The organism is Streptomyces sp. NPDC017448 (genome assembly GCF_044330565.1).
Lineage (GTDB): Bacteria > Actinomycetota > Actinomycetes > Streptomycetales > Streptomycetaceae > Streptomyces.
The window spans coordinates 214,915-235,908 of sequence record NZ_JBIRLM010000001.1; the positions used below are offsets into that span (position 1 = coordinate 214,915).

Here is a 20,994-nt window from a genome sequence, read left to right on the forward strand (position 1 = left end):
AGGTCTCACGCCTCAGCGAGGCGGATTGCGTACCGGATGCTCTCCAACTCCCGGCGTGCCTGTGCCGACAGCTCCCGGCTATCCAACATCACCGGCAGGGATGCGCGCAGTTCGTTCCCGCTCATGGTTCCGGGACATAGCAGGTTCGGACGAGCGGTGAGAAGGGACCACAGGGTATGAACGTTCAGGTCGAAGAATCCGTGTTCCGGGGTCAGCCCCCGCACCAGGTGGCGCATCAGCTTGTCGCCGGGCCACGGCCCCGGCGACGAGGCGGCGATGAAGTCATCGGACAGTTGGATATGGGGCGCTTCGCCGATCCAGTACGCCCAGTAGTTCAGGTTCGCGACCTCACTTGCGTCATCCTCGGCCAGCGTCCCCTTGATGAAGTGCCTCATCCGATCCCGGTCGCCCTGCCGGGCGGCGACGGCCGCGACCGAGCGCCCGTTGAGCCAGCCGGTCAGCCAATCGTCCGGGTGCTCGGCCCGTTGCTGCTGGGCCAGCCAGTCGGATGTATCGGACGCGTCGTCGTAACCAGCCAGGTAAAGGGCCTGCCGTCGCAGCAGGAAGCCGTCCCTACCATGTGCTCGTTCCGCTGCTTGGCGCATTCGGTTGAAGAAGAGCCTGCGGTCACCAGCGGAAAGCTCCGGACCCAGGGGTACGGGGCCCCTGCGTGGTCGCGGAGGGCCAGGCAGGTCTCGTAACGGTGTCGGAGTCACACCATTGAGCGGCCAGCACAGCACCTCCACCAGTTCCCGCTGCATGACCCACGCGCCGATCGGACTGTCCTCACTGAGGGCGTCCGCGCTGAGGGCGGACGCCAGCAGTACGTCGGCCTCCGTCGCCCGCTCCAGCGCCAGGAGTAGCGCCGGTGAACTGCCCAGTCGTAGGAGCCGATGGCGGTGGACGAGCATCTGCCCGACCGGCACTGCGGTCAACGGGCGACGTCCCGATTCCCAACCTGCCACGGTGTCGGGCGAAATCCGCAACCGCTCCGCAAGGGCCTCCTGAGTGTGAGCCAACTGCTCTCGGATCAGCCGGAATACATACCCCGACACGATGCCGTTTCGGTGGCACGCCGGCATTCCCCGACCACTGGTCAGCCCTGTGGGTGGTCCGGTGCCCATAGTGCCCCCCTTTGCCCGTCGACCCCGACTGGGCACCCGTACTCGCGGTCAGTTCAAGCGGCAGTCCCTGCTCCGTACCGTCTAGGAACAGTGACGAACCGCAACTGAGGGTAGTGGAAGGCGTCTGTCGTGCCGATGACGATCAAGGTGTACGAGGTGGACCGTGAGGGCCGTACGCAGGTGCTCCGACCGGAAACCGAGGTGATCCCTCTCGACGAACCGGAGTACACCCACCAGTTTCCCGCCTGTGAGTGCCCCATCTGCGCCGGCGGTACCCCGTGAAGACCGCCCCCCAGGAAGACGGTGTCTATCGGAGGTGGGTCGGGCACACCCAGCACTGCCCCACGTGCCGTGCCGGGGTTTCGTGTGCGACCGCTGTGCGGTTGGGGCGGGCGTGGCGGGAGGCGAGGCGCGGGTGAGGTGTGGTGTGGACGGGGACGCGCACGGCTTCGCGGTCGAGGATGGGTCGGCGGCGTACTGCGCCGAGCGTGGGGTGACGTTGTTGTGGCGCGGTGATCCGGTCACCGCTGCCGAGGCGCCCGGAGGGGCGGTCGTGGCCCTGGACGCGTTGTCGGCGGGGGCGGACGGGCCGTGCAGTGTGGTGTGCCGCAGTGGGTCGGTCACGGATCTGGCCGACGTGCATGCGGTGTGCCGTCTTCCGGAGCGCGTCTGTCCGTGTCACGTGGCGGCGACGGCCCTGCGGGATGCCGGATGAGCGTGAATTTGTCGGTGACGGATGTGCGTACGTGTGAGGCGTGTTGGCGTGCGCCGGTGTCTGCTGTGCGGCGCACGGATCGTGGGCGGGACCTGTTGTGCCGGGCGTGTGCGGAGGGTGGTTGTCCGTGCCGGGTCGACCTTTTTCCGCCGTACGGGATCTATCGGCTCGGCCGTTCCGCGAGCCGGTCGGATGAAGTGAACAACAGAGGAGATGGACGATGACTGCTCAGAGGGTTCCGGCCGAGGCGGGGAAGCACGGTGGGCCTCCGTCGGACAAGCCGTGGACGCCGCCCCAGGAGCCGAAGCCGTCTCCGGACGGCAGCCGCCCGCAGTTCGTCCCGCAATCGTGATCGGCGGCCCTGGGGTGCGTACGTATGCGGATCTGGTGCGGGAGTTGGTCGATCGCGGCTTGCTGACCGGCCGGTGGCGGCAGGTGTTCGAGGCCGTTCCGCGTAGCGGGTTCGTCCCGGCCGATGTCTGGCGTCAGCTGCCCGACCGGTGTGTGCCGGTAGTGGGGCCGGACGCGTGGTCGGCGTTGGTGAACAGCGACGAGCCGGTGGTGACGCAGCTCGACGACGGCGCGGAGGGCGGGCCCGGGGTTGCGACGTCGTCGAACTCGATGCCGTCGATGGTGGCCCGGATGCTCGGGTTGCTCGATGTGGAGGACGGCCACCGAGTGCTGGAGATCGGGACCGGCACGGGGTACGTCGCCGCGTTGCTGTGCGAACGGCTCGGGGACGACCTGGTCCACAGTGTCGAGGTGGATCCCGTCGTGGCCCGGCAGGCGGCCGACGCCTTGGGCCGAGCCGGGTATCGGCCGCGTCTGCGGGTCGGGGACGGTGAACAGCCGTGGCCGGGGCTGGGGTTGGTGGACCGGTTGATCGCGACGTGTGCGTTGCGGTTCGTCCCGTACACGCTACTGCGGCAGGTACGGCCCGGTGGAGTGGTGGTGGCACCTCTGGCGCGGGAGTTCTGGTCGGGGGCGTTGGTCCGGCTTCGTGTTCAGGATGACGGTACGGCGATGGGGCCGTTCTGCGGTGGGGCCACGTACATGCCGATGCGGTCCCACCGTGTGCCGGATCTTCATGAGGTGCGGGGGAAGGGGCGAGCGCGTGCGGCTGGCTTGGACCCGGCCCGTCTGCTGGATCTCGGGTTCGCGCTGTTCGCGGGGGCACGGCTTCCCGGAGTGCGGATGATCCACCAAGGGCTTCCTGATGGTGGGGTGCGGGTGTGGGTGACGCGTGAGGGCGGCGGCGGAGCGACGGCCGCTTCGGGGGAGGAGGTGTGGCAGTACGGGGTCGGGTTGGTGTGGGAGGAGATCGAGCAGACCTGGTGGGAGTACGAGTCGGCGGGCCGGCCCACCGCCGAGGAGTTCGGGCTGACCGTGACCGACCGGGGCCAGCAGGTGTGGCTGCGGGATCCGGCCGAAGTCATCGGGGCCGGGAAGGGGGAGTATCCACGCGGGACGCGTCCGGTACCACGCGTACGGGCCCGCGTGCGCGACGAACGCGACTGACCGCGCGAGGGGGCCTTGCCCGCCCAGGACCGTTCCCGCGCGCGGGGAGCACAGGTGGCGCCGCGTCGTCGCGCCGATCTGCACGGGGCTGTCGCCGCGCGTGTGGGGATCACGTGCCCCTCGGGAAGCGGGTCGTCAGGGGGCCTGGGAGTGCCTGCGGGGCGTCCGGGCCGGTGAGTACAGGGGGAGAGAAGCGTCCGGCCCGAGAGCTCTGTCCGGTCTACTGGAGACTCCATCGGTGCGGGTGCCCCGGGTCGGCCGGGCAGGCGAAGATGTTCAGCAGTCCGTCTCGACCGAACGTGAGCTGGGTGGGGCGGCTGTCCCGTAGGTGCTCGGCGACGGTCCATTCCTCGTGGGGCATCCAGCTGCCGTGGGCACCGCTCCACTCCCAGCTGTCGAGGGCCAGGAGCAGGACCATCGGCGTGGCACAGGCCTCGCAGTCCATCGCGCGGGGGCCGGTCGTGTGCCAGGAGGGGAAGCCGCCCACGCGACAGCCCTGCGGAATCGACAAGTCGTGGTGGTAAGTGGCCGGTTCGTCGTCCAGGCCGCGTCGGTCCGCCTTACGCGCCTCCGCCTCTTCCCAGGAGTCGATCTTTCTCCACAGCCTGGGCGGCAGCGAGTCGGCGTACGGGTAGGTGACGACCTGTTCGGGGTGCAGCACACAGGGTTCGGCGACCGAGCCCTTGAAGCCGACCAGTGCCGGCTGCGGCGGAGTGTCCAGCGCCACGGCGACCTGGTCGGAACGGCGCCAGCGCACGTGCAGGGCCAGGCCGTAGCGGGTTGGCCCGTGCGCCTCGAACGGGCACCAGAAGACCTGGAGCAGGTCGCGTCCGTCCGGGCCGGGCGGGAGGCCGGGCACGTCTCGCCGGTACAGCTGGGCCACGCCGATCAACGGGATCGGATCGGTGTCGGCGATCTCCCGCTGCCGGTGCCTGCGGCCGAGTTCTTTGAGGAGGTCCCGTTCCTCGTCGGTGGGCCGGTCGCGGGCCCAGGCGTCCGCGAGTACTCGGCGCTCACGCCGAAGGTCCGCGATGCGGTACCCGCTGCTGCGCTTGTGCGGCTCGGTGCAGACCGGCCACGGTTCGTCGGCCGGCCACAGCAGGGGGCCGCCGACCGAGCTGGCCGACGCGTCCGGACGTCCCGGCCGCGGGTGCAGCCGGGTCGTCGTACCGCGGAACGCGCCCAGCTTCGGGAAGAGCGCCTCGATGTCCACCGGGCGGGGCGGCGTGGTTCGGTTCACGGATGGAGACCTTAAGCCACCGCACCGGCCGCGCCGCCGGGTGTGACGCGGCCCGAACCTGCCGTGCTTTCCCATGCGGGAGGACGGCCGGGCGGCCCGGGCCCGGGGAACACGTGCTGCCCGGTCGTGCGTGCGGAGGCACCCGCCTGTGGACCGTGACGCGCGGCCTCTCCCCGGGGCCCCGCACGCGCAGGAGTACCCGAGGCAGGGCGGTGCGCCACGCGAAGCCCGGTGACCACCCCCGCATGCGCGGGGACCACTACCCGGCATCGGGAAGCACGGTCGGGCCGCAGGGACCACCCCCGCACGCGCGGGGACCACAGGCTGTCCGTCCCGTACAGGCTGGAGCGCTCGGGACCACCCCCGCACGCGCGGGGACCACTCCACTCCCAGCTGGGCGGCGGACATCGCCACGGGACCACCCCCGCACGCGCGGGGACCACGCCGACTTCACCTGCTCGAACTGGGGCTCCTCGGGACCACCCCCGCACGCGCGGGGACCACCCCAAATACGGCTACCAGCAGGCCCAGATCATGGAACCACCCCCGCACGCGCGGGGACCACGAAGGCCCTCGAACTCGGCCGGATCATCGCACCGGGACCACCCCCGCACGCGCGGGGACCACCCTTCGTGACCTGCGGTTCTACTGGGCGAAGAGGCTGTTTTTGCTTACTCCTTGAGAATCGGACATGTGTGGTCTTCTGCTTCAAAGGGGTCATTTTCAAGGGAGCGGTTCGACAGACCTCATTCTGCCTCCCGGTAGACCCGCCAGGAGCCCGGATCGCCCATCGCGTTGTCCCGTACAGGGGTCGCAGGCAAGGCTGTTGGGGACGGCTGGTCCCGCGCCTCCGGACCGGCCGCTCCGCGCGGTACTCGGTCCGAAGGGGGACGCCGGTCGGTAGCACTTCCGGCGGGTGCGGACGGGCGGGCTGTGGCACTTTCGGGGAGTTTTCGGTTCGGCTCCCTGGGGGACGACGCCGGGGGCGGGGCGCGGCCAGACTTCAAGGCGTCAACTTCGGCCACCCGTCAGCCGAGGGCTTGCCGGTAACGCGCAGCCATCGCCCGGTGCTTCCCTCCCGGGCCCCTCGGTCGGCCGTCCCCGTGTTCGTCCCAGGAGCCACCACGCATGCCTGCCCTCGTCGCGCCCGGCCCCCGCCCGCCCCACACCGTCAGGAAGGCTCGGTGGTGGGCGAGAGGGTGGAGGAGGCCCCGCCCCGCGCACGGGGACGGGCGCCTGGCCGCCGTCGACGGGCTGCGGTTGCTGGCGGCGATCGCCGTGGCGGCCTACCACTTCGTGGGCACCCCCACGCCTGACTTCTGGGGCGCGGACAGCGCCCACGACCTGTCCGCCGTCGCCCCCACCCTCCATCCGGTCAGCGGGTACGGCTGGCTCGGGGTCGAGGCGTTCTTCCTGATCAGCGGCTTCGTCATCTGCATGTCGTGCTGGGGACGCTCCCCGGCGCAGTTCGCGGTCTCCCGCATCTGCCGGCTCTTCCCGGTCTACTGGGCCGTGGTCCTGCTCATCGTCGCCGCCGGGGCCGTCGCCACGTTGGCGGATCAGCGCTGGGGCGCCCCCACCGACCTGCGCACGACCCTCGGCAACCTGACGATGATCCCGAGCGCCCTCGGAGTCCCCTTCACCGCCGGCGTGGCCTGGACCCTCTGGGTGGAAGCCCGCTTCTACCTGCTCATGGGCGGCCTGCTGCTGATCGGACTGACCTACCGGCGCGTCGTGGCCTTTGGGTTCCTCTGGCTCACGCTCGCCGCCATGGGCCGCGAACAGGACTCCGCCGTCCTCGACGCCGTCCTCCTCAGTGAGTACGCCGGACTCTTCGTGGCCGGTATCGCCGTGTACCTGATGTACCGCTACGGGCCGAACCTGCTGCTGTGGCTGCTGCTCGGGTTCGCCTGGTGCTACGCCCTCACCGTCCTGAACGACCGCGTCGTCGCGCACCCCGGTACCAGCTGGGCCGTCAGCGCGGCGGTCCTCACCGGCTGCCTCGGGCTGCTCCTCCTGGCCGGTCCCGGGCCCCTCCGCCGTCTGCGGTGGCGTCCCCTCGTCTACGCGGGAGCCCTGACCTACCCCTTCTACCTGGTCCACCAGAGCCTGGGCGTCCCCCTCACCCGCGGCATCCTGGAGAACGTCTCCGGGATCGGCCTGCTCCCCGCCGTCGCCCTCGGTCTGACTCTCTGCATGTTGCTCGCCGCCGCTCTGGAGCGCTTCGTGGACCGCAGGCTCGGCCGCCGGTTCCGCCGCCGTCTCACGGCCGCCCTGCACCCCGACGAACAGGGCCGCGGGGCGGGCCGGTCGAGCGGTACGGGAGATGAGCCCGGGAAGCCCGGGGAGCGAGGGCGTGCCGAGCTGGTGGGGGCGGGAGCGGGAGCGGACGGAACGGATCGGTCATGACCGGCCCGGCCAGGGCCGCCTCGCCCCGGACCGCCATGCCCCGGGCCGGTGGGGCCCTGATCGGTTCGGCGGTCCGAGCTTGCCCGGGTCCGGAGCGGCCGCCGGGAGACCGAGACCGGAACCAGGTGTTCCGCTGCGTTCACGGCGTTCCCCGTACCTCCCCGTACGCCCTCCCCGTACGCGTCCCAAGTCGCCGAAACGGCATGGGAAGTTGCAAGGGTGGCAGGGCGGGGCGCACGGTCGTCACGAAGGCGGGGAGCGCCCTGCGGAACCGGGGTCGCATCCGCCGCCCCACCCACCCGAAAACCGCAAGGGGACCGCCATGAGCAGCGACATCGCCCGCCCCTCGGGCGCTACCGGTACCACCGACTCCGTCACGTTCTGGGAGAACCACTACGCCGGCGTCGATCCGCAGTGGGGCACCCGCCCCAACGCCGTCCTCGCCGAGGTCGTCACCGCCCTGGCCCCCGGGCCGACCGGCGGCGGCGGCCGTGCGCTCGATCTCGGCTGCGGGCACGGCGGCGACGCACTCTGGCTCGCCTCGCGCGGCTGGGACGTCACCGCCGTCGACGTCTCCGCGACCGCCCTGGACCGGGTCGCCGCCGGCGCCGCAGCGGCCGGGCTGACCGACCGCGTCCACCCCGATCGGCACGACCTCGCCCAGTCCTTCCCCGAGGGGGCCTTCGACCTGGTCACCGCCAGCTATTTCCACACCCCTGTGGAGACCCCCCGCGACCGGGTCCTCCGCCGCGCCGCCGAAGCCGTCGCCCCCGGCGGCCTCCTCGTGCTGGTGGAACACGCCTCGCTCGCCCCCTGGTCGTGGCGGGACGGTGAGAAGGGAGAGGAGGACGTACGGTTCCCCAGCCCCGACGAGGTACGCGCGTCCCTGCGGCTCGACGACGGATGGCGCACCGAGCGCTGCGACGCGCCCCGGCGCACCGCCAGCGGGCCCGGCGGCCGGACCGCGACCGTCACCGACAACGTCATCGCCGTCCGCCGCCTCCGCCGCCGGGGCGAGGTCTGAGCCGCGCCGCTACGACCGCGTGTCCGGCTCCGCCTGCCTGGCCGGGCCCGCCGGGCGGTCCGCAGGGTCCGGGGCCACCGCGTCCTGGATCGTCACCCGGTCCTGCTCCGCGATCTCGCGGGTCTGCTCGGCCACCCACTCCGGGCTGATCGCGGGCGGCTCGCCCGGCGTCCCGTCGCTCACGAACAGGCAGAACGGATGGCCCGCCGGGTCGAACAGCACCCGTACGTCGTGCTGCGGCTGGAACTCCGCCGGCCTCGCGCCCTCCGCGACCGCGTGGGCCACGCCCGCCTCCAGGTCGGTCACCTCGAAGTCCAGGTGCAGCATCATCAGCTGGTCGCCCGGCGAGGCGGGCCAGACCGGGGGCGCGTACGGCTTCGCGGTCTGGAAGCCCAGGCCGGAACCGCCGCCGGGCGGGAGCAGCTTCACCCAGCCCGGTTCGTCCTGCACGGTCTCCCACCCGAGGAGGCGGCGGTAGAAGTCCGCCAGCTCGGCCGCGTCCGGCGCGTCGAGCACCGTGCTGGACAGGGTCAGGGACGGACGGGGCGTGGTCATGGTCTGCCTCCTCGTGCCGGGAACGCGGCGGAAACGTGCCGGTACGTCTACCCCGTACCGGCACGTTCACCGGCGACCGCGCCGCCCCCCGGACCGGCCTGATCCGGACGCGTCCGACGGGGCCCGATGGAGCCCGACCGAGCGGGGCCGGGCCCGCGCCCCTCCGCCCGAACCCGCCCGCCCGAACCCGCCCGCCCGGGCCCGCCCGGCCGGACCCGCCCGATCAGGCCCGCCCCCATCCGATCGGGCCCGGCCGCCCCGCGGGCCTCAGCCGACGATGTCCTCGTATCCGCTGATCTCCCGCGGATCGCGCGTCCCCGGGCCGATGTACGTCGCCGAGGGGCGGACCAGGCGGCCCGTGCGCTTCTGCTCCAGGATGTGCGCCGACCAGCCCGCCGTACGGGCGCACGTGAACATCGACGTGAACATGTGCGCCGGGACCTCCGCGAAGTCCAGCACGATCGCCGCCCAGAACTCCACGTTGGTCGCCAGGACCCGATCCGGGCGGCGGTTGTGCAGCTCCTCCAGGGCCGCCTTCTCCAGCGCCTCCGCCACCTCGAAGCGCGGGGCCGCCAACTCGCGGGCGGTGCGGCGCAGGACGCGGGCGCGCGGGTCCTCGGCGCGGTAGACGCGGTGGCCGAAGCCCATCAGGCGCTCGCCCCGGTCCAGCGCCTGCTTCACGTACGCCGTCGCGTCGCCCGTCCGCTCGATCTCCTCGATCATGCCGAGGACCCGGGAGGGGGCCCCGCCGTGCAGCGGGCCCGACATCGCCCCCACCGCCCCGGACAGCGCGGCCGCGACGTCCGCGCCCGTCGAGGCGATGACCCGGGCCGTGAACGTGGAGGCGTTCATGCCGTGCTCCGCCGCCGACGTCCAGTACGCGTCGACCGCCTTCACGTGCTTCGGGTCCGGCTCGCCGCGCCAGCGGATCATGAACCGCTCGACCACGGAGTGAGCCTTGTCGATCTCGCTCTGCGGGACCATCGGCAGCCCCTGGCCGCGCGCCGACTGGGCGACGTACGACAGCGCCATCACCGCCGCCCGCGCCAGGTCGTCGCGGGCGGTCGCCTCGTCGATGTCCAGCAGCGGTTTCAGCCCCCACACGGGCGCGAGCATCGCCAGCGCCGACTGCACGTCCACGCGGATGTCACCGGAGTGCACGGGGATCGGGAACGGCTCGGCGGGCGGCAGACCCGGGTCGAACGCCCCGTCCACCAGCAGGCCCCACACGTTGCCGAAGGAGACGTGACCGACCAGGTCCTCGATGTCCACCCCGCGATAGCGGAGCGAACCGCCTTCCTTGTCCGGTTCGGCGATCTCCGTTTCGAACGCGACGACTCCCTCAAGACCGGGTACGAAGTCGGACATCAGGCGGCTCCCTCAGTTCGGCGGGCGGCGGGCGGCAGACCGGGTCGGCGGCCGTGGCGCACGTGCCAGGAGCGCCCGGCGTCCGCAGAAGGGCGGTCGGCCGTTGTGCGAAGGCCACAGGGGCCTGCCCCACGATATTGGCGGGTTCCCACGGGGCGGGGAAGCGTGACATCCGGCACAGGGGCCCCTTTCGACGACGTACGGTTACGGGCCCTGGCTACGGGGCACACTGCACCGCTGGGGCAGGATGGGCCCGTGCCCACACCAGATCACTCCGTGCCCACTCCGGATCACGCTGTGCCCGCACCGAACGAGCGTGCCGTACCCGCACCGAACGAGCGTGCTCTGCTCGCACCGAACGAGCGTGCCGTGTCCGCGCCGGGCCACGAGGTCCACGCCGAGGCCGACGCCGTCCATCAGGCTCCTTCCGCCGGGGGACCGGCCCCCCGCGGTGCCGCAGGGGCCTCCCGTATCGATTCCACCACCGATCCGGCGGCCATGCGCGAGCAGTACCGCTCGGAGGACTTCACCGAGCGCGATCTCGCCGCCGATCCGATGGAGCAGTTCGCCCGCTGGTTCCGCCAGGTCGCCGTCGGCGGGGTGCTGCACGAGCCCAACGCGATGGTCGTCTCCACCGCCTCCCCGGACGGCCGCCCGTCCTCGCGGACCGTGCTCCTCAAGCAGTACGACGACCGGGGCTTCGTCTTCTTCACCAACTACGACTCCCGCAAGGGCCGCGAGCTGGCGGCGAACCCGTACGTCTCGCTGCTCTTCCCCTGGCACGCCATGGCCCGCCAGGTCATCGTCACCGGAACCGCCGCCCGCACCTCGCGCGAGGAGACCGTCGCCTACTTCCGCACCCGCCCGCACGGCTCCCAGCTCGGCGCGTGGGCCAGCGCCCAGTCCACCGTCGTCGACTCCCGCGAGGAGCTGATCGGCCGGTACGAGGAGCTGGCCGCCCGCTATCCCGAGGGCGAGAAGGTCCCGGTCCCGCCGCATTGGGGCGGTTTCCGGGTCGTGCCCGCGACGATCGAGTTCTGGCAGGGGCACGAGAACCGGTTGCACGACCGGCTGCGGTACGTGCGCGACGGCGACGGGCCGGACGGCCGGCCGTGGCGGGTGGAGCGGCTCTGCCCGTAGGGCCTCCCGTCGGGGTCACGCCGGGCTCGCGCGGCCCGGAGGAGGCGGGGGCCGGACAACGCAGAGACCCGCAGGCTCTGGGTCCTCCGTGCACAGAGGAGCCGGCCGGACTTACCGGCGAGCCTGCGGGTCGGTGACTGCTGGGAATTGGCCGGCGTCCGGCCTTGCACTGCAAAAGAGTGCGACGACGGGCGTCAGCCCGCAGCCACCTCACGAGTCCGAAGAGAAATCACTTCCGGAACACCTCCTTTCCTGTGTGCTCCACAGCCTAGGAGCCACCCGGATCGCGGTTCAACCGATTTATTCGCCGGACCGGGCCGATGTTTTCGGAGAAGTCTGGGAGAAGTCGATGTGCGGTGGGTCACGTTCGAGTTGAATGGTCTGACGTGCGGTGATACACGCGGCGACGCGTGGGGAAACGGCCGGGACGTTCTGCGAGACGGACGACACGTTCTGCGGGGGGTGCGGAGTGGGTGCTTCCAGGAGCAGCGGGACCACCGACGAGATCGGGCCTGACGAGGACTCCGGGGGCGGCCCCCCGGGGCGCTCCGCGGTCCCCGGACCCCCGGCCGGCGAGGACGGGCTCCCCGGCGCGCCCGCCGGGTCCGAGCTGCTCGCCGCCCTGCTCGACGGCATGGACGCGGCGCTCTGCGCGTTCGACGCGGCCGGCACCGTCACCCACTGGAACCGCGAGGCCGAACGGATTCTCGGCTGGTCGGCCGAGGAAGCCGTGGGCCGGAGCGGTTTCGCGGGGTGGGCGGTGCGCCGGGCCGACGCGGACGAGGTGCGGACCCGGCTGATGTCGGCCATGGAGGCGCCGGGGCGGCAGGTGCACGAGTTCGCGCTGCTGCGCAAGGACGGCGGGCGGGTGCTGGTGCGGACCCAGTCCGCCGGAGTGCGCGGCGCGGACGGGAAACCGGCCGGGGTCTACTGCGCGTTCAGCGAGGTGCACGCCCAGATCGACCTGGAACGGGCCATCGCGCTGAGCGAGGCGCTGCTGGAGGACGCGTCCTGGGGCGTGGTCCTCGTCGACGTCGACCTGCGCCCCACGGTCGTCAACGTGTACGCCGCCCGCGCGCTCGGCGGGAGCCGCACCCGGCTGCTCGGCCGCCCGCTGGGCGACCTGGTGGTCCAGGGCGTCGAGGAGCTGGAGGCGGCCCTGCACCACGTCCTCGCCGAAGGGGCCCCGAGCGCTCCGGCCGAGCTGTGGGTGACCCTGCGGACGGCCGAGGGCGAGCGCCGCCGGTGCTGGCGCAGCGGGTTCCTGCGGCTGGCGTCGCCGCTGGCGGAAGAACCGGTTCCGCTGGGGGTGGGGTGGCTGTTCCGGGACGTCACCGCCGCCAAGCTCGCGGAACAGGAGGCCGACCGGCTGCGGTTCCGGGCGAGTCAGCTGCACCGGGCCGCCCGTACGGTCTCCGAGTGCGAGGAGCCGATGGAGGCGGCGACCTCCCTGCTGGACTTCGCGCTCGCCGGGTTCGCCGACCACGTCCTGCTCGACCTGGTGGCGGGCGAGCGCCTGGTCCGCACGGCCGCCACGCCCTTCGACGCCCCGGGCCCCTGCCTCCCGGTCTCCACCGGCGCGATCCCGACCCGGTACGCCCCCGGCCACCCGGCGCTCCAGGCGGTCGAGCGCGCCGGCACCGTCCGCGCGAGCGGGGCCGCCGGAGCCGCCGACCCGGCCGAGTGGGCGGTGGAGCGCCGCTGGCCCCGGGACGCGGCGCACGCGCTCTGCGCGGTGCTCCGGAGCCGGGGGCGGACACTGGGCGTGCTGACGTTCCTCCGCGCGGCCAACCGGGCCGCGTTCGAACGTACCGACACGGCGTACGCGGAGACGGTCGCGGCCCGGGTCGCGGGAGCGGTGGACCTGGCGCAGGCGACGGCGCGGGAGCGGTAGGCCGAGGACACGGGCTCTACGGCCACGGGCTCCACGGACCCGGCTCCCGCACCTCCGGCCCCCGGGCCTCACGGCCCCATGTCCGCCGCCGGGCTCCGGGCCTCCCGACCCCCGGACTTCCCGGTCCCCGTGTCTCCGGCTCCCGCGCCTCCAGTCCCCGCGCCTCCCGGCCCCATGCCCGCCGCCCCGGGCCCTCCCCGCTCACGCGTGCTTGCGGCGGCGCCTCGACCCGGCGCAGTCGAAGGGGCGGGGAGCAGCAGCTTCCGGGGCCTCTGACTCCCGCGGCCCCTCCACGGCCGCCGCCAGTGCCTCGTAGTACCGCTTCGGCCGGGCCTCGAAGTCCGCCCAGGTGGCCAGTTCCTCCGCGTCCGGGCCGCGCAGCAGGTCGACCGATGCCTGACCGAACCGCTCGGCCAGGCCCGCCTGTTCGGCCTCGGCCAGCACGAGGCGCAGCTCGTTCGACGCGGCCAGGACGTGCTCGCGCTCGTGGGGCGAGGTCCGCAGCATCTCCCGTACCCCGGCAGCGGGTTCAACGGCGATGAGCAGCGGTTTCAGCCGCGCGGCCAGCTCCGCACCGGCGCGCGCCGCGCTGGGCGCGTCCGGGCCGGCGTCCACGAGGACGCGGAGCGCGGCGAGGAGGGCGGTGGTGCGTGGTTCGGGCGGGAGCGCGTCGAGCCGGACCGCCACGCTCCGGCCCACCTCGTCGGCCGTCCGGCGGGCGGCGGCCACCGTCTGCTCGGCCGTGCCCCTCTCCATGCCGAGGAACTGGGCCAGCGCCCACGTCCCGGCGTCGAGCACGTCCCGTACGGTCCGGACGCCGCCCTGCTCCAGCTCCCGGGCCCGTAGCCGCTGCTCGGCCGCGCCCCGCAGCCGGCTCACCGGAACGCGGGCCAGCTCCCCGTCCACCAGTTCCCGGTGCAGGGGGGCCCAGGCCGTCCGCACGGCCTCCACGGCCCGGCGGTGGTCCTCGGCCACCAACTCGGCGGCGTCCTTGAGTCGGACCGCCCGGCGGTGGAGCCGGGGGCGCACGCCGCGCGCCCGTCGCAGCGAGCGGACGTTGCCGCCGACGACGCCGAGAGCGGCCAGGGGCAGCCCGACCGCCACCAGCACGTCGGAACGTTCCGTCTGCCGGCCGTTCTTCTCGTCGTACTCGTCCATGGAGAACAGTTCGCCCCGGTCCGGACCTTCGGCGACCACCCACCCGCTGTCCCATCCGAAACCGGTGATCTCGTCGTACTCCGGGGCTTTCAGCGAGGAGCTGCGGCGCGCGTCGCAGCGGTACGGCGCCTCCCGCTCGTCGTCGAAGGCGAAGGGGTTGGCGTAGGCGACCTTGCACGACCCGTCGGGTTTCTCCTCCAGAACGGTCAGTTCGACCTGCTCCAGCTCGGGAAGGTCCGGCGCGCCGGCGTACAGGACCGCCGAGTACGCGGTCAGCGCCAGCCCGGCGGCCAGCAGCCACCGGAACACGGGCACATGTCTCATCCCGCCCCCCTGAACGTCTCGTGAGCGGGCCGCCCCTACGGCCCGCTCACAGCTTGTGCCGGGAGGGATCGGAAGGACAAGGGCAGCGGCGGGCAGCGGCAGAGGCCGGCGCCTGCCGGGTTCCGGCAACGTGTCGCACGGCTCTCCGCGGCTGCCCGCCCCTGAAGGCCGGGGCCGGGGAAGCCGCGCCGGGAGCCGTCTCAGTGGCGGTAGAAGATCCGGTCCCGGTACTCCGTCATGACCCGGCCGTTCCACTCGTGGCCGCCGTCGACGTTGCCCGAGCGCAGCATGGGCGGCTCGACACCCCGGTCCACCAACCGCTCCACGGCAGCGGCCAGCATCGCCTGCATGATCGCGCTGGTCACCACGGTCGAGGCGGGGGCGAAGGGGGCGTCGACGCCGGGGGCCGTCAGCTCCGCGTCGCCGATCGCGATCTTGCTGTCCAGCACGATGTCGCAGTGGTCCCGCAGGAAACCGCCCGAGGCGTGCCGGGACCGGGTGTTCTCCGCGTAGGCGACCGAGGTCAGGCCGATGACCTTCAGGCCGAGCGCGCGGGCGTTCTGCGCCATCTCGACCGGCAGGGCGTTGCGCCCGGAGAGCGAGACGATCACCAGGAGGTCCCCGGCGGTGGCCGGGCTGGAGTCCAGGACGGCCGAGGCGAGCCCGTCCACCCGCTCCAGCGCCGACCCGAGCGTGGCGGGCATGACGTCCACGCCGACCGTGCCGGGCACGGTGAGCAGGTTCATCAGGGCGAGGCCGCCCGCCCGGTAGACGACGTCCTGGGCGGGCAGCGAGGAGTGGCCCGCGCCGAAGGCGAAGAGCCGGCCGCCCGCCTCCACGGTGTCCGCGATCGCGGCGCCCGCCGCGGCGATGCTCTCCGCCTCCTCGTCCCGTACCCGCGTCAGCAGGCCGATCGCCGCATCGAAGAACTGACCGGCCAGCTTGCTGTCGCTCATCGGGGAGGACCCTCTCGACGGGGATGGGGACGGGGTGGGACGGGGCCGTGCGGGGTGGGGCGGGGCGTGTTCGACGGGCCGGGAATGCCGGTGCCGCCGATCACGTTGCGGTCTGGACCAGTGGACTGTCAATACCGTCCGGCAGCCGGGCCCGCGCCCTCTTCCGGCGGTCTTCCGCGCGGGCGGCACGGTTGTCGGCCCTATGCGTCAGAATTGGCGCAGGGCCATCGCACGACGTTTTCTAGTCACAGCATCGAGGGGCACGAATGTCCGGACTGATCGACACCACGGAGATGTATCTCCGCACCATCCTCGAACTGGAAGAGGAAGGCGTGGTCCCCATGCGCGCCCGCATCGCCGAACGGCTGGACCAGAGCGGTCCGACCGTCAGCCAGACGGTGGCCCGTATGGAGCGCGACGGCCTGGTCCAGGTCGCGGGCGACCGCCACCTGGAGCTGACCGAGGAGGGCCGCCGGCTCGCCACCCGCGTCATGCGCAAGCACCGGCTCGCCGAGTGCCTGCTCGTGGACGTGATCGGCCTGGAGTGGGAGCAGGTCCACGCGGAGGCGTGCCGCTGGGAGCACGTGATGAGCGAGGCGGTGGAGCGGCGGGTGCTGGAGCTGCTGCGCCACCCCACGGAGTCGCCGTACGGGAACCCCATCCCGGGCCTGGAGGAGCTGGGCGAGAAGGCCGAGGCCGACCCGTTCCTGGACGCCTCCATGGTGAGCCTGGCCGAGCTGGACCCGGGCACCGAGGGCAAGACCGTGGTGGTGCGGCGGATCGGGGAGCCGATCCAGACCGACGCCCAGCTGATGTACACGCTGCGCAGGGCCGGGGTGCAGCCCGGGGCCGTCGTCAGCGTGACCGAGTCGCCCGGCGGGGTGCTGGTCGGCTCCAGCGGCGAGGCCGCCGAGCTGGGCGCCGACGTCGCCTCGCACGTCTTCGTCGCCAAGCGCTGACACCCCGTCGGGCGGCGTCGGGGCCGGGAGGTGCGGCCCCGACGCCGCCGCCCGGTGGTGAGGCGTGGTGAGGCTCTGTCGCCGGGTGCGACCCCTCCCTCGCCCGCGGCCGACGCCCCGTCGGGCGGCGCCGGTGTCCCTCGCCGCCGGGCGCCCCGCGCCGCCGCCGCGGGGCGGCCCTCAGCGCACCGCCCGGCGGCGCTGCGGTCCGTGCTCCGGCGGCAACACAACCGTGATGTGCGGACACCGATTTCCCGGCCGAAGGGGCAGCGGGGCGGGCGGCTCCCGTGCCAGGCTGAGGCCGGACAGAGGACCTGAGGGTGTCGGCCGGCTCCGGTCGGCACGGTCGGGGAGGGAGCGGGGAATGCGCCCGTCGTACCGTCACGCGAACCGCGCGGTGCCCGGCGCGCTGCCGAACGCCCTGATCCCGGCCGGCACGCGGCGGGCTGCTCCCACCCGTACGAGGACCGCCGCCCCGGCCGGTACGGGACCGGTCGCCCCGGGCCGTGCGTGGCTCTTCCTCGCCCGTGCGGAGGCCGTCCCCGCCTATGAAGAGACCGAGGCCGAGGCCGAGGCCGTTCCGGCCCGCCCCGAGGCCGCCGGGCCGTCGCCTGCCATCGTTGTCGAAGCCGCCGGAAGCCGCCGTGCCGGGCGCCGTCCCCGGGCAGGGGGCGGCCCCGGCGTCCGAGGGCGCCGGGGCCGTTCCTCCCCTGTGCTGACCTGGAGCCCCGAGCTCTCAAGGTCAGTTCCCGCAGGCCCCTGTCCCCGAGCGGCCCGCCTCCCGATGAAGATCTCCCCACCTCGATCGGCACCAATCCTTGACCGGTGTCACCCGAACGTGGGGTCTTGGATGACGAAACCCCGTTTTCGAATACAAGTTCGATAGCCTGGCGGCGCGACCACACGGTGATCGCGGCCAGACCGAGGACCAGAAGGGGGTGCCAGGACGATGGTGCGGCGCATCGACGTGACCGGTACCGACGGCGTACGCCTTGCGGCATGGGAGTTCGCCGAGCCGCCCAAGGGGCCCACCGAGGCGGACCGGCCGCCCGGGGTCTTACTGCTGCACGGGCTGATGGGCCGGGCCTCGCACTGGGCCCCGACCGCCCGCTGGCTCTCCGAGCGGTACCGGGCGGTCGGCCTCGACCAGCGGGGCCACGGCCGCAGCGACAAGCCCGTTGACGGTCCGTACACCCGCGACGCCTACGTCGCCGACGCCGCGGCCGCGATCGAACAGCTCGGGCTCGGCCCGGTCACCGTCATCGGCCACGCCATGGGAGCGCTCACCGGCTGGCAGCTCGCCGCCAAGCGCCCCGACCTCGTCCGCGCCCTCGTCGTCTGCGACATGCGGGCCTCCGCCCTCGGGGCCGCCTCCCAGCGCGAGTGGAGCGACTGGTTCGACGCCTGGCCGCTGCCGTTCGCCACCCTCGCCGACGTACGGAAGTGGTTCGGCGAGGACGATCCCTGGGTGGAGCGGCCCTGCCCCTCGCGCGGCGCGTTCTACGCCGAGGTGATGGCCGAGCGGGAGGACGGCTGGCGGCCCGTCTTCTCCCGCCGCCAGATGCTCCACACCCGCGCCGGCTGGGTCTACGACGCCCACTGGGAGGAGCTGGCCCAGGTCCGGTGCCCCACTCTGGTCCTGCGCGGCATCGACGGGGAGCTGGGCCGGGCCGAGGCCCAGGAGATGGTCCGGGTCCTGCCGCGCGGCCGGTACGCGGAGGTGCCGGACGCGGGGCACCTCGTCCACTACGACCAGCCGGAGGGCTGGCGGGCCGCGGTGGAGCCCTTCCTGGACCAGCTGGCCGAGGCCGGGCACGACGACCGGGGCGACCGGGACGGCCCGGGCGACCGGGGCGACCGGGACGACCGGGAGCCGGCCGCCCCGTAGGTCCGAGGCCGCCCGGTAGTTCCGAGGCCGCCCTGTAGGCCCGAGGCCGCCCCGTAGGGCCGGGACCGCTCCGGCGGCTCAGCCCTTGCTGACCGCCGCCAGGATCTCCGGCAGCCGGTCCGCCGTGCGCGGGGCGGCGATCCTCAGCCCCGCCCAGCCGATGAGCACCCCGTACGCCAGCCCGCCCGGGACCATGAACCACAACGCGTCGTGGTGGTCCGAGAGGTGCATCCAGACCGTCGCCGCGATCACCGGCGACGCCAGCACCGCGGCCGCCACCATCCCGCCGAGGATCGAGATCCAGGCCAGGCCGCCCTGGCCCGGCACCACGTTCTTGAACGCGCCCTCCTGCGGAATCGAGTAGGGGAACCGCGCCGACGCCACCGCCCCCGTCGCCAGCATCGCGCTCAGCAGCGCGAACGAGAGGCCGAGCGCCCCCGGCAGCGACCGCCAGTCACCGATCAGCGCCGCCGTCGCCACGCAGACGACCAGCGTGAACGGCAGGGTGAGCAGCAGCAGGACGAACGCCCGCGCCCGCAGTTCGACGTACGCGTCCCGGGTCGAGGAGATCGTCAGCGCCACCATCCAGAAGGCCGAGGTGTCCTGGCCGAACTGGTTGTACATCTGCATGCCGAGCATCCCGGCGGCGAAGCACGCGAAGTAGACCGAGCCGGTGCCCTGGACCGCGTTGAGCAGCGGCACGATCGCCCCCACCGCCAACGCGGTCACCCAGGCGGCCTTCGTCTTCGGATCCCGCGCCACGTACCGCAGGCTCCGCTGCATCACCGTCGCCGTACGGCCCTCGGGCAGCACCGCCGAGAGCCCGCGCCGGCCGGAACCCGTGCGGTCCGGCTCCGCCGCCGTCAGGGTCGAACCGTCCGGCGCGGTCATCAGCTTCACCAGGCTCCGCTGCCAGAGCCGCATCAGCACCGCCAGGGCCGCCGCGGTGATCAGGAGCTGCGCGGCGGCGGCCCCGTACGAGCCGTCCGAGGCCGCGTCCACCGACGCCACGGCGGAGGCCCCGGGCAGCCAGCGCACCACGTCCGCCACCGGTTCCAGCGTGGAGAGCCCGCCGGCCTGACCGAGCCGCTGCGCGCCGAAGTTGACGAACTGGAGGCCCACCGCGATCACCAGCCCGCTGAGCACCGCGAGGTCGCGGCCCTTGCGGGAGTTCAGCAGCCGTACGTTGGCCGTGGTCACCGCCCGGGACAGCGCCACGCACAGCAGCATCGTCAGCGGGACGGCGACCACCGCGAACAGCACGCCCGCCGTCCCGTGCGCCAGCGCGAGGACCGAACCGACCACCAGGCACAGGGTGAACAGCGGCCCGATGCCGATCATCGAGGAGACCAGCAGGGCCCGGATCAGCGGCTCGGGCCGCAGCGGCAGCATCACCAGCCGGGTCGGGTCCAGGGTGTCGTCCCCGCTGGGGAAGAACAGCGGCAGCACCGCCCAGCCGAGCGCCACGAGGCCGGTGAGCAGCACCACGACGGCGCCCGCGTGCTCGTTGCCGCGCAGCAGGACCAGGCCGAGCACTTGGCCCGCCGCGAGCAGGAGGGCGAAGACGAGGGAGGCGACGAAGGCCGCCCGGCGCCCGGAGGACTGCCGCAGCCCGTTGCGCAGCAGCGTCAGCTTGAGGCGGACGAAGATCGGGGTCAGCCCCGTCGTGGGGGCGGCCGGGGCGGCCGCGGAGACCGGGGCGTCCAGCACGCTCATCGGGCGCCGCCCAGCCAGTCGAGGGAGTCGCCGGTGTCCCGGCCGCCCGCGCCGACCAGTTCGAGGAAGGCGTTCTGGAGGGTGGAGGCGTCGCCGCGGACCTCCTCCAGCGTGCCCTGCGCCTTGATCCGGCCCGCCGCCATCACCGCGACCCAGTCGCACAACGACTCGACCAGCTCCATCACATGGCTGGAGAAGACCACGGTCGCCCCGGACCGGGTGTAGCGCTCCAGCACGCCCCGGATGGTCTGCGCCGAGACCGGGTCGACGCCCTCGAACGGCTCGTCCAGGAACAGCACTTCGGGGTTGTGGAGCAGGGCGGACGCGAGCCCGATCTTCTTCCGCATGCCGGTCGAGTAGTCCACGACCAGCTTGTGCTGCGAGCCCGCGAGATCGAGGACGTCCAGCAGCTGCGTGGCCCGCTTGTCGACCTCGTCACCGGGCAGTCCGCGCAACCTGCCGTTGTAGGCGAGGAGTTCACGCCCCGAAAGCCGCTCGAACAGGCGGAGCCCCTCGGGCAGGACGCCGATCCGGGACTTCACCTCGACCGGGTCGCTCCACACGTCGTGGCCCGCGACCTCGATCTTCCCCATGTCGGGCCGCAGCAGACCGGTGACCATCGAGAGCGTCGTCGTCTTGCCCGCCCCGTTGGGCCCCACCAGACCGATGAACTTCCCCGCGGGCAGCTCCAGATCGATCCCCGAGACGGCGACCTGCTCCCCGAACCGCTTCCACAGCCCCTGGACGCGCACGGCGGGCAGCGCTTCCCGCGCACCGTCCGCCCCGGCGCCGTCTGTCTCCGTACGCGCATCCGCCCGGTCCGGCATGGCACAGCCTTTCGATATCCCCACGTGGTGAGGACACCTTACGAAAGGCCCCGGACGCCCTGTGAGGCCCGGCTGCCCGGCAAGGGGCGACGGGCCCCGGTTCCGGCCGGTCCGGGTGGTCCTGATGTTTCGGACGGTTCGGTTGTTTCGGATGGTTCGGTTGTTTCGGATGGTTCGGT

17 protein-coding genes and 1 CRISPR repeat array are annotated in these 20,994 nt (G+C 73.1%); of the genes, 9 read left to right on the forward strand and 8 right to left on the reverse strand.

The genetic code is table 11. The features are described from left to right. Nucleotides 1-5: 5 nt before the first annotated feature. The gene (locus ACH4K1_RS00890) at nucleotides 6-1,124 is read right to left on the reverse strand and encodes a helix-turn-helix domain-containing protein (RefSeq protein ID WP_398085103.1); all 1,119 of its coding nucleotides are present in this window, start codon (nucleotides 1,122-1,124) and stop codon (nucleotides 6-8) included. Between the two features lie 129 nt (nucleotides 1,125-1,253). On the opposite strand from ACH4K1_RS00890, the gene ACH4K1_RS00895 reads away from it, so the two are divergent. From ACH4K1_RS00895 to ACH4K1_RS00905, 3 genes are all read left to right on the forward strand, one after another. Then, nucleotides 1,254-1,406, forward strand: coding sequence for a hypothetical protein (locus ACH4K1_RS00895; protein ID WP_398086610.1), 153 nt, complete (start codon nucleotides 1,254-1,256; stop codon nucleotides 1,404-1,406). A gap of 653 nt (nucleotides 1,407-2,059) precedes the next feature. Further along, nucleotides 2,060-2,191 carry a hypothetical protein gene (locus ACH4K1_RS00900; protein WP_274535061.1) on the forward strand — a complete coding sequence of 44 codons (132 nt, stop codon included), beginning with the start codon at nucleotides 2,060-2,062 and terminating at the stop codon, nucleotides 2,189-2,191. 35 nt (nucleotides 2,192-2,226) lie between these two features. Continuing rightward, nucleotides 2,227-3,357, forward strand: a complete 1,131-nt coding sequence (locus ACH4K1_RS00905) for a methyltransferase (protein ID WP_398086530.1) — start codon at nucleotides 2,227-2,229, stop codon at nucleotides 3,355-3,357. 220 nt (nucleotides 3,358-3,577) lie between these two features. Here the strand turns inward: ACH4K1_RS00905 and ACH4K1_RS00910 are convergent, their stop codons facing one another. Next, nucleotides 3,578-4,597, reverse strand: a complete 1,020-nt coding sequence (locus tag ACH4K1_RS00910; protein WP_398085106.1) for a hypothetical protein — start codon at nucleotides 4,595-4,597, stop codon at nucleotides 3,578-3,580. 231 nt (nucleotides 4,598-4,828) lie between these two features. Next, a CRISPR array of direct repeats spans nucleotides 4,829-5,224; the repeat unit is 29 nt; unit sequence GGGACCACCCCCGCACGCGCGGGGACCAC. Nucleotides 5,225-5,725: 501 nt separating this feature from the next. Between ACH4K1_RS00910 and ACH4K1_RS00915 the strand changes: the two genes are divergently transcribed. Together ACH4K1_RS00915 and ACH4K1_RS00920 are read left to right on the forward strand one after the other, a co-directional pair. Then, the gene (locus ACH4K1_RS00915; protein ID WP_398085109.1) at nucleotides 5,726-7,006 is read left to right on the forward strand and encodes an acyltransferase family protein; all 1,281 of its coding nucleotides are present in this window, start codon (nucleotides 5,726-5,728) and stop codon (nucleotides 7,004-7,006) included. Between the two features lie 322 nt (nucleotides 7,007-7,328). Next, complete coding sequence (locus ACH4K1_RS00920; RefSeq protein WP_398085111.1) at nucleotides 7,329-8,030, forward strand: class I SAM-dependent methyltransferase; 702 nt, start codon at nucleotides 7,329-7,331, stop codon at nucleotides 8,028-8,030. Between the two features lie 9 nt (nucleotides 8,031-8,039). Here ACH4K1_RS00920 and ACH4K1_RS00925 read toward each other — a convergent pair whose 3' ends face one another. Both ACH4K1_RS00925 and ACH4K1_RS00930 read right to left on the reverse strand, forming a co-directional pair. Next, nucleotides 8,040-8,585 carry a VOC family protein gene (locus ACH4K1_RS00925; RefSeq protein ID WP_398085114.1) on the reverse strand — a complete coding sequence of 182 codons (546 nt, stop codon included), beginning with the start codon at nucleotides 8,583-8,585 and terminating at the stop codon, nucleotides 8,040-8,042. A gap of 267 nt (nucleotides 8,586-8,852) precedes the next feature. Next, on the reverse strand, nucleotides 8,853-9,953 hold the full coding sequence (locus tag ACH4K1_RS00930) for a citrate synthase 2 (protein ID WP_398085116.1): 1,101 nt from the start codon (nucleotides 9,951-9,953) through the stop codon (nucleotides 8,853-8,855). A 498-nt stretch (nucleotides 9,954-10,451) separates the two neighbouring features. Here ACH4K1_RS00930 and pdxH point away from each other — a divergent pair, with 498 nt between their 5' ends. Further along, nucleotides 10,452-11,093, forward strand: coding sequence for a pyridoxamine 5'-phosphate oxidase (gene pdxH, locus ACH4K1_RS00935; protein ID WP_398086532.1), 642 nt, complete (start codon nucleotides 10,452-10,454; stop codon nucleotides 11,091-11,093). Between the two features lie 469 nt (nucleotides 11,094-11,562). Then, nucleotides 11,563-12,987, forward strand: a complete 1,425-nt coding sequence (locus tag ACH4K1_RS00940) for a PAS domain S-box protein (protein WP_398085118.1) — start codon at nucleotides 11,563-11,565, stop codon at nucleotides 12,985-12,987. 201 nt (nucleotides 12,988-13,188) lie between these two features. On the opposite strand, the gene ACH4K1_RS00945 is transcribed toward ACH4K1_RS00940, so the two are convergent. Then, nucleotides 13,189-14,469 carry a hypothetical protein gene (locus ACH4K1_RS00945; protein WP_398085121.1) on the reverse strand — a complete coding sequence of 427 codons (1,281 nt, stop codon included), beginning with the start codon at nucleotides 14,467-14,469 and terminating at the stop codon, nucleotides 13,189-13,191. Between the two features lie 200 nt (nucleotides 14,470-14,669). Continuing rightward, on the reverse strand, nucleotides 14,670-15,425 hold the full coding sequence (locus ACH4K1_RS00950; RefSeq protein WP_228989692.1) for an SIS domain-containing protein: 756 nt from the start codon (nucleotides 15,423-15,425) through the stop codon (nucleotides 14,670-14,672). A 266-nt stretch (nucleotides 15,426-15,691) separates the two neighbouring features. Here ACH4K1_RS00950 and ACH4K1_RS00955 point away from each other — a divergent pair, with 266 nt between their 5' ends. Further along, complete coding sequence (locus ACH4K1_RS00955; protein WP_228989693.1) at nucleotides 15,692-16,384, forward strand: metal-dependent transcriptional regulator; 693 nt, start codon at nucleotides 15,692-15,694, stop codon at nucleotides 16,382-16,384. 949 nt (nucleotides 16,385-17,333) lie between these two features. After that, nucleotides 17,334-18,272 carry an alpha/beta fold hydrolase gene (locus ACH4K1_RS00960; RefSeq protein ID WP_398085125.1) on the forward strand — a complete coding sequence of 313 codons (939 nt, stop codon included), beginning with the start codon at nucleotides 17,334-17,336 and terminating at the stop codon, nucleotides 18,270-18,272. A 78-nt stretch (nucleotides 18,273-18,350) separates the two neighbouring features. Here ACH4K1_RS00960 and ACH4K1_RS00965 read toward each other — a convergent pair whose 3' ends face one another. Both ACH4K1_RS00965 and ACH4K1_RS00970 read right to left on the reverse strand, forming a co-directional pair. Further along, on the reverse strand, nucleotides 18,351-19,988 hold the full coding sequence (locus ACH4K1_RS00965) for a transporter (protein ID WP_398085128.1): 1,638 nt from the start codon (nucleotides 19,986-19,988) through the stop codon (nucleotides 18,351-18,353). After that, the gene (locus ACH4K1_RS00970) at nucleotides 19,985-20,815 is read right to left on the reverse strand and encodes an ABC transporter ATP-binding protein (protein ID WP_398086534.1); all 831 of its coding nucleotides are present in this window, start codon (nucleotides 20,813-20,815) and stop codon (nucleotides 19,985-19,987) included. Before ACH4K1_RS00970 ends, ACH4K1_RS00965 begins: the two co-directional genes overlap by 4 nt. Nucleotides 20,816-20,994: the final 179 nt, after the last annotated feature.